General features: G+C 67.6%; 4 protein-coding genes and 1 riboswitch. All 4 genes read left to right on the forward strand.

Annotation, left to right across the window (positions count from 1 at the left end):
* The first annotated feature begins 36 nt into the window (after positions 1-36).
* The 4 genes from VG543_RS20960 (at position 37) to VG543_RS20975 (ending at position 7,275) form a co-directional block, all read left to right on the forward strand.
* On the forward strand, positions 37-2,184 hold the full coding sequence (locus VG543_RS20960) for a S46 family peptidase (RefSeq protein ID WP_423179221.1): 2,148 nt from the start codon (positions 37-39) through the stop codon (positions 2,182-2,184).
* A 135-nt stretch (positions 2,185-2,319) separates the two neighbouring features.
* Positions 2,320-5,778, forward strand: coding sequence for a NahK/ErcS family hybrid sensor histidine kinase/response regulator (locus VG543_RS20965; protein WP_423179220.1), 3,459 nt, complete (start codon positions 2,320-2,322; stop codon positions 5,776-5,778).
* 140 nt (positions 5,779-5,918) lie between these two features.
* Positions 5,919-6,008: riboswitch (yybP-ykoY riboswitch) on the forward strand.
* 88 nt (positions 6,009-6,096) lie between these two features.
* Positions 6,097-6,672, forward strand: coding sequence for a manganese efflux pump MntP family protein (locus VG543_RS20970; RefSeq protein ID WP_111098073.1), 576 nt, complete (start codon positions 6,097-6,099; stop codon positions 6,670-6,672).
* Between the two features lie 147 nt (positions 6,673-6,819).
* Positions 6,820-7,275, forward strand: a complete 456-nt coding sequence (locus tag VG543_RS20975) for an REP-associated tyrosine transposase (protein WP_423179219.1) — start codon at positions 6,820-6,822, stop codon at positions 7,273-7,275.
* Positions 7,276-7,433: the final 158 nt, after the last annotated feature.

Here is a 7,433-nt window from a genome sequence, read left to right on the forward strand (position 1 = left end):
TATGGTCCCGGGCTGTTCTGTCGTACCGGATGCCTCATGTCACCACGCAAAGCCCTTCCCACCGCCCTGGCCCTGGGCCTGACCCTCGCTGCCGGCGCCCACGCCGACGAAGGCATGTGGATGCCGACCCAGCTGCCGGAACTGGCCAAGCCGCTCCAGGCCGCAGGCTTCAAGGGCAATCCGGCCGACCTGGCCAACGTGACGGCACCGCCGCTGAGTGCCGTGGTGCGTGCCGGTGGTGGCACCGGCTCCTTCGTGTCCTCCGACGGCTTGCTGCTGACCAACCACCACGTGGCGATGGGCGTGATCCAGTACAACAGCTCGCCCGAGCACGACCTGATCACTGGTGGCTTCATCGCCAACGGCCGTGCCGACGAGCGCCCGGCCAACCCGGACTTCCGCGTGCTGGTCACCGTCGGCTTCGACAAGGTGACCGACCAGGTGCTGGCGCAGGCCCGCGGCAAGACCGGCCGTGCCTACTTCGATGCCGTCGATGCCGCCAGCAAGCAGATCGTGGCCGAGTGCGAGAAGGACGGCAGCGTGCGCTGCTCGGTGGCCAACATGTACTACGGCACCGATTTCTATCGCATCGCCCAGCTGGAACTGAGCGACGTGCGCCTGGTGTACGCGCCGCCGCGCGCGATCGGCAACTACGGCGACGAGATCGACAACTTCATGTGGCCGCGCCACACCGGCGACTTCACCCTGCTGCGCGCCTACGTGGGCCAGGACGGCAAGCCGGCCGCCTACAGCAAGGACAACGTGCCCTACCAGGCACCGGCGCACCTGCAGATGTCGGTGGAAGGCCCGAAGGAAGGCGACTACGCGATGCTGGCCGGTTACCCGGGCATCACCTACCGCCACCGCACCGCGGCCGAATTCGCCGGCCAGATCGATGCCGTGCTGCCGCGCCGCGTGTCGGTGTTCCAGCAGATGATCGACACCATCGAGGCCGCCACCGCCAAGGACGCGCAGGCGCGTACCCGCTATGCCTCGCAGCTGCAGTCGCTGAAGAACAACCGCAAGCGCGCCGCTGGCGAACTGGAAGGCCTGCTGCGCAGCGACGCCAAGGCCCAGCGTGCCGCCGACGAGACCGCGATGCTGGCCGCGACCGACCGCAACTACCAGGGCGACATCAAGGCGTTGCTGGCCAACCTGTCGCAGGGCGCGGCGGTGGGCGAGCGTGACCTGCTGCTGGACCAGATCGCCGCGCAGAGCCAGCTGCTGCGCTCTGCGCTGCTGCTGGAGCGCCTGCGCATCGAATCGGCCAAGCCTGACGCGCAGCGCGAGAGCGGTTACCAGCAGCGCGACCAGGCGATGATCGAAGGCGTGCTCAAGCAGGTCCAGCGCCGCTACGCGCCGGAGGTCGAGAAGGCCCTGCTGACCACCCTGCTGACCCGCTACCAGCAGCTGCCGGACGCGCAGCGCGTGGCCGAGTTCGACGCCGCCTTCGGCCGCACCCCGCAGCAGCTGGCCACGGCGCTGGACACCCTGTACGCCGGAACCCAGCTGGGCGATGAGGCGCAGCGCCTGTCGCGCTTTGCCGCCGCACGCGAAGGCAAGGCCCTGGCCGCCGATCCGCTGATCGCCGTGGCCGGCCCGCTGGTGGCCGCGCAGCTGCGCATCGAAAACGAGAGCAAGACCCGCGAGGGCGAGCAGCTGCGCCTGCGCCCGGCCTACATGCAGGCGCTGTTCGCCTGGCGTGCCAAGCAGGGCCGCGCCGTGTACCCGGATGCCAACCGCACCCTGCGCATCAGCTACGGCAGGGTCGAGGCACTGCACCCGCGCGATGGCGTGACCTACTCGCCGGTGACCACCGTGGCCGGCATCGTCGAGAAGAACACCAACGCCTATCCGTTCGACGCACCCAAGCCGCTGCTGGCCGCGATCGCCAAGGGTGACTTCGGCAGCACTGCCGACCCGGCGCTGAAGACCCAGACGGTCAACTTCCTGACCAACCTGGACACCACCGGCGGCAACTCCGGCTCGCCGGTGCTCAACGCCAAGGGCGAACTGATCGGCCTGAACTTCGACAGCAACTGGGAATCGGTCAGCGCCAGCTGGTGGTTCGACCCGCGCTACAAGCGCGCCGTGCACGTGGACATGCGCTACCTGCGCTGGCTGCTGGCCAAGGTCTACCCGGCGCCGGAACTGCTGAAGGAAATGGGCGTGCCGGCCCAGTAAGAAGCCGGCCACGACCAACGGTCGTGGCCCGCACCGCGTAAGCCCCCACACTGGTGGGGGCGGTTGCCCCCAACGAGCCCGTACACCCGGCCGTGCCTGGCCTACACTGCGGGTTCCTCCGACGGAAACACACGCGTGGTCTCCAGTTGGGTCCTGCTGCTGGTCTCGGTTGCCTATGCCGCGCTGCTGTTCGGCGTGGCGTGGTGGGGCGACCGTCGGCCGATGTATCCCGACCGGCCGTGGCTGCGGCCGGTGGTGTACAGCCTGGCGCTGGCCGTGTACTGCTCGTCGTGGACCTTCTACGGCGCGGTCGGCACCGCTGTGCGCAATGGCGTGGGCTATCTGCCGATCTACATCGGCCCGTTGCTGCTGCTGCTGTTCGGCTGGCGCATCATCGAGCGCCTGGCGCTGATCGCGCGCAGCCAGAACGTGGTCTCCATTGCTGATTTCATCTCCTCGCGCTTCGGCCGCTCGCGGCGGCTGGCGGCGCTGGTGGCGATCATCGCGCTGATCGGCATCATTCCGTACCTGGCCCTGCAGTACAAAGCGGTGGCGATGAGCCTGCAGGTGCTGACCGGCAACACCGGTCCGACCGGCTTCTTCACCGATCCCGCACTGTACGTGGCGCTGCTGATGGCGCTGTTCGCCACCCTGTTCGGTACCCGCCAGGTCGATGCCACCGAACACCACCACGGCATGATGCTGGCCATCGCCTTCGAATCGGTGATCAAGCTGCTGGCGATGCTGGCGGTGGGCGTGTTCGCCTACCTCTGGCTGAGCAACCGCACCGACGCGGTGGTCGAGTCGGTGCATACGCTGTTCACCGGCCTGCCGCCGGTGGGCTTCATCTCGCAGACCCTGCTCAGTTTCCTGGCCATCATCTGCCTGCCGCGCCAGTTCCACGTGGCCGTGGTCGAGTGCGGCGATGTGCGCGACGTGCGCCGCGCGCGCTGGATGTTCGGCGGCTACCTGGTGCTGATCTCGGGCATGGTGCTTCCGATCGCCACCGCCGGCGTGACCCTGTTCGGCACCGGCGGCAGCGTCGCCGACGACTCGATGGTGCTGGCCCTGCCGCTGGCCGAGGGCCGCAACGCACTGGCGCTGATCGCCTACGTGGGCGGCTTTTCGGCGGCCACCGGCATGGTCATCGTGTCGTCCATCGCGCTGGCCACCATGGTCAGCAACGACCTGGTGATGCCGGTGCTGTTGCGTCGGAGCGGTGACCACCAGGAGGCCGCCGACGTCGCCTCGCGCGTGCTGTGGATCCGCCGCCTGGCGATCCTGCTGCTGGCGCTGATGGCGTACAGCTACTACCGCACCAGCAGCAACGACAGCACGTTGGCCTCGTACGGCCTGATGGCGTTCGCGGCGGTAGCGCAGTTCGCGCCCGGCCTGATCGGCGGCCTGTACTGGCGCGGTGCCAGCCGGCGCGGCGTCGAAGTGGGCATGCTGCTGGGCTTCGCCACCTGGCTGTACACCCTGCTGCTGCCGGCGATGACCATGGCCGGCTGGGTCGACGCCGCCTGGGTGCAGCACGGCCCGTTCGGCATCGAGTGGCTGCGTCCGCAGCAGCTGTTCGGCATGTCCGGCTGGGATCCGCTGACCCACGGCACGTTCTGGTCGCTGCTGGTCAATGCGGCCACGATGATGCTGGTGTCCGCACGCTGGCGGCCCGGCGTCGACGAGCGCCTGCGTGCGGCACCGTTCCTCGACCCGTATGCCGAGCGCCCGTCGGTGGCCGGCGGCTGGCCCGGGCATGTGCATGTGGGCGACCTGCTGGCGCTGGCTTCGCGCGTGGTCGGCGAACGCCATGCACGGCGTTCGTTTTTCGAGCAGGCACAGTCGCTGGGGCGCGAGCTTCAGTCCTCGGCGCCTGCGGACCGCCCCTGGGTACAATTCACCGAACGGCTGCTGGCCGCCTCGATTGGTGCGGCATCGGCGCGCCTGCTGCTCACCAGCCTGCTGCGTGGCTCGGGCATGGACCTGGGTGAAGTGGTGGCGGTACTGGACGAAGCCGGGCAGGAACTGCGCTTCAACCGCGAGATCCTGTCGACCACGCTGGAGAACATCAGCGCCGGGGTCAGCGTAGTCGATCCGGACATGCGCCTGACCGCGTGGAACCGCCGCTACCAGGACATGTTCGGTTACCCCGACGGCATGCTCTACGTGGGCCGCCCGGTGGCCGACCTGATCCGCTACAACGCCGAGCGCGGCGAGCTGGGCGAGGGCGATATCGAAGTGCAGATCAACCGCCGCATCGGCTACATGCGCGCCGGTTCGCCGCACGTGTTCGAGCGCACCCGCAGCGACGGCAAGGTGATCGAGATGCGCGGCCAGGCGCTGCCCGGCGGCGGCTACGTGACCAGCTACAACGACATCACCGACTACAAGCACGCCGAAAAGGCGCTGCTTGAAGCCAACGAGACGCTGGAACAGCGCGTCGCCGAGCGCTCGCATGAGGCCGAGGTCGCACAGCAGTCGAAGACGCGCTTCCTGGCGGCGATCAGCCACGACGTGCTGCAGCCGCTGAACGCCGCGCGCCTGTTTGCGTCCGCGCTGCGCGACAGCGATCACGTGAGCGACGAGCAGAAGCATCTGGCCGAACGCGTAGACGCGTCGCTGCGTGCGGCTGAGGAGCTGCTCGATGGCCTGCTGGACGTGTCACGGCTGGATGCGGGTGGCCTGCACCCGGTGATCGGCGAGTTCGATGTGAGTGCGTTGATGCGCGAGCTGGCTGCGCAGTACACGCCGGTGGCTGCGGGCCGTGGCCTGCGCCTGGACCTGTTCGCGCGCGCGGCATGGGTGCGCAGTGATCGCCGGCTGCTGCGCCGCGTGCTGCAGAACTTCCTGGCCAATGCGCTGCGCTACACGCGCCAAGGGCGCATCGTGCTGGCCGTGCGCCAGCGCGGCGACGAAGTGGAACTGCAGGTGTGGGATACCGGCCCGGGCATTCCCGAACACCATATGCGGCAGATCTTCGACGAGTTCCACCGCTACCAGCAGCCGTTCGACTGGGGAGAGCAGGGTCTGGGCCTGGGCCTGTCGATATGCCAGCGTATCTCGCGCCTGCTCGATCATCGGTTGAACGCACGCAGCCGGGTCGGCAAGGGTTCGATGTTCTCGATCATCCTGCCACGGGTTGCGCCCTTGCCCGGCTACACCGAGCCTGCCAAGGCGACCCAGGCCGTGGCCACACCGGTGCGCAGCGATTCGCTGGCGGGCCTACGGGTGCTGTGCGTGGACAACGACGAGGAAATCCTCGACGGCATGCGCGCGCTGCTCGGCCGCTGGCAGGTGCAGGTGATCACTGCCGCCACCGTCGACCAGGCGCTGGAGAAGATCGCCGAGCGCCCGCAGGTGATGCTGGTGGACTACCACCTGCATGACCGCATGGACGGCCTGGATGCGCTGGTGGCGCTGCGCGAGGCGGCCGGCTATCCGCTGCCGGGTGCGCTGCTGACCGCCGACGGACGTGACGAGCTGAAGCGGATGGCACGCGAGCGTGGCTACCGCGTGCTGACCAAGCCGATCAAGCCGGCCTCGCTGCGCGCCTTCCTCGGCGCGCTGCGCGACGCCGGCAACAGCGATGCCTGATTGGCAACTGTAGAGCCGAGCCTATGCTCGGCTTCCGCGCGCTGCACGGCGCCGATATAGCCATCGCTATACAAACCAGCCCTGCCTGCGCGTTTCGCTGGAAATGCGCCACGCGCGAATCGCGATGCTAAGCTTCGCGTCCCCTTGGGGAGTAGCCGGATTCCTTCGCAGGAATCGTCCACGTCAACATACTCGGCCAGTGCGCCGTGGCGTGGACAACCATGATGGTTGGCGAGACCAGCGGCCCGCGCGCGCAACGTCAGGTTGGGCGCGAGCGCAGGCCGTGCGTCCGTCCTAGCCCGACCTCAGCCGCTGTCCATGTCCCCCATTTCGATCCTCCTGATCGGCTTTGCCATGTCCACCGATGCCTTCGCTGCGGCGATCGGCAAGGGTGCGGCCATGCGCAAGCCGGTGTTCCGCGATGCACTGCGGGCCGGCATCATCTTCGGCGTCATCGAGGCGATCACGCCCATCATCGGCTGGTTGCTCGGCCGTGCCGCCCTGCAGTACGTGGAAGCATTCGACCACTGGATCGCCTTCGGCCTGCTCGGTGCGCTGGGCATCCACATGATCTACAACGGCCTGCGCCCGGACAGTGCCGAGGAAGACGAAGACCCTTCGCAGCACCACGGCTTCTGGAAGCTGGCGCTGACCGGTTTCGCCACCAGCATCGACGCGATGGCCGTGGGCATCGGCCTGGCCTTCATGGACGTGCATATCGGCGTGATGGCGGCGGTCATCGGTCTGTGCACGCTGACGATGGTCACCGTCGGCATCATGCTCGGCCGCGTGCTGGGCAGCATGGTCGGCAAGCGTGCCGAGATCATCGGCGGCGTGATCCTGATGATCATCGGCGCGACGATCCTGTACGAACACCTGCACGGCGTGGGGTAAGCAGGGAAATCTGTAGAGCCGAGCCCACGCTCGGCTGCTTTGCATGGCAGCCGAGCATGGGCTCGGCTCTACCTCAGGGTGTTGGCTGACAAGCATTGCGGTGATGCACTGATGGAAGGGCTGTCATGCGTGCCATAGCCTCTTCGCATGGCCAGTCCTGCACTCCGCTTTGGTCGCTGGTCGCAGACCGGCAATGTCTACGCGATCACGGCTGTGACACGCGCACGCCGTCCTTGGTTCGACGACAAGGCCAACGTCGATCTGCTGATCGAAGCGCTGCGCACAGTCGAGCAAACCGGTCGTACCTTCTCCCTGGCCTGGGTGATCATGCCGGACCACCTGCATTGGTTGATCGAGCTGCGTACGGGCACGCTGGCCGGCTGCATGCAGATCCTGAAGTCCCGGAGTGGAAGATCCATCGCCAGGCGCGTTGATGCGAGCGCGCCGATCTGGCAGCCGGGATACTACGATCATGCGCTGCGCGGCGATGAGTGCCTGCGCACGCAGGCGATGTACATCGCGGCCAATCCGGTGCGTGCTGGGCTGGCCACGCGCATCGGGGAATACCCCTATGTGTGGAGTCGATGGCCGCTTGAAGCGTGATCTGGAACCTGGCGAAGAGCAACCGAGCATGGGCTTGTATGTTCCTCCCGGCTCCTACGCGGTATGTAGGAGCCAGGGTGGAGGGACCGTCAACATGATATCTGCGGATAGCAGCCGACAGACGAGCCGAGCGATCCCCATCCCGCACCTTAACGTCG

Source organism: Stenotrophomonas sp. CASM101 (assembly GCF_049384845.1).
GTDB classification, from domain to species: domain Bacteria; phylum Pseudomonadota; class Gammaproteobacteria; order Xanthomonadales; family Xanthomonadaceae; genus Stenotrophomonas; species Stenotrophomonas hibiscicola.

What these genes read in the sequence shown, in the direction of transcription:
- VG543_RS20960 (WP_423179221.1), top strand. Translation starts at nt 37, where the DNA reads ATGTCACCACGCAAAGCCCTTCCCACCGCCCTGGCCCTGGGCCTGACC.
- VG543_RS20970 (WP_111098073.1), top strand. Translation starts at nt 6,097, where the DNA reads ATGTCCCCCATTTCGATCCTCCTGATCGGCTTTGCCATGTCCACCGAT.
- VG543_RS20975 (WP_423179219.1), top strand. Translation starts at nt 6,820, where the DNA reads ATGGCCAGTCCTGCACTCCGCTTTGGTCGCTGGTCGCAGACCGGCAAT.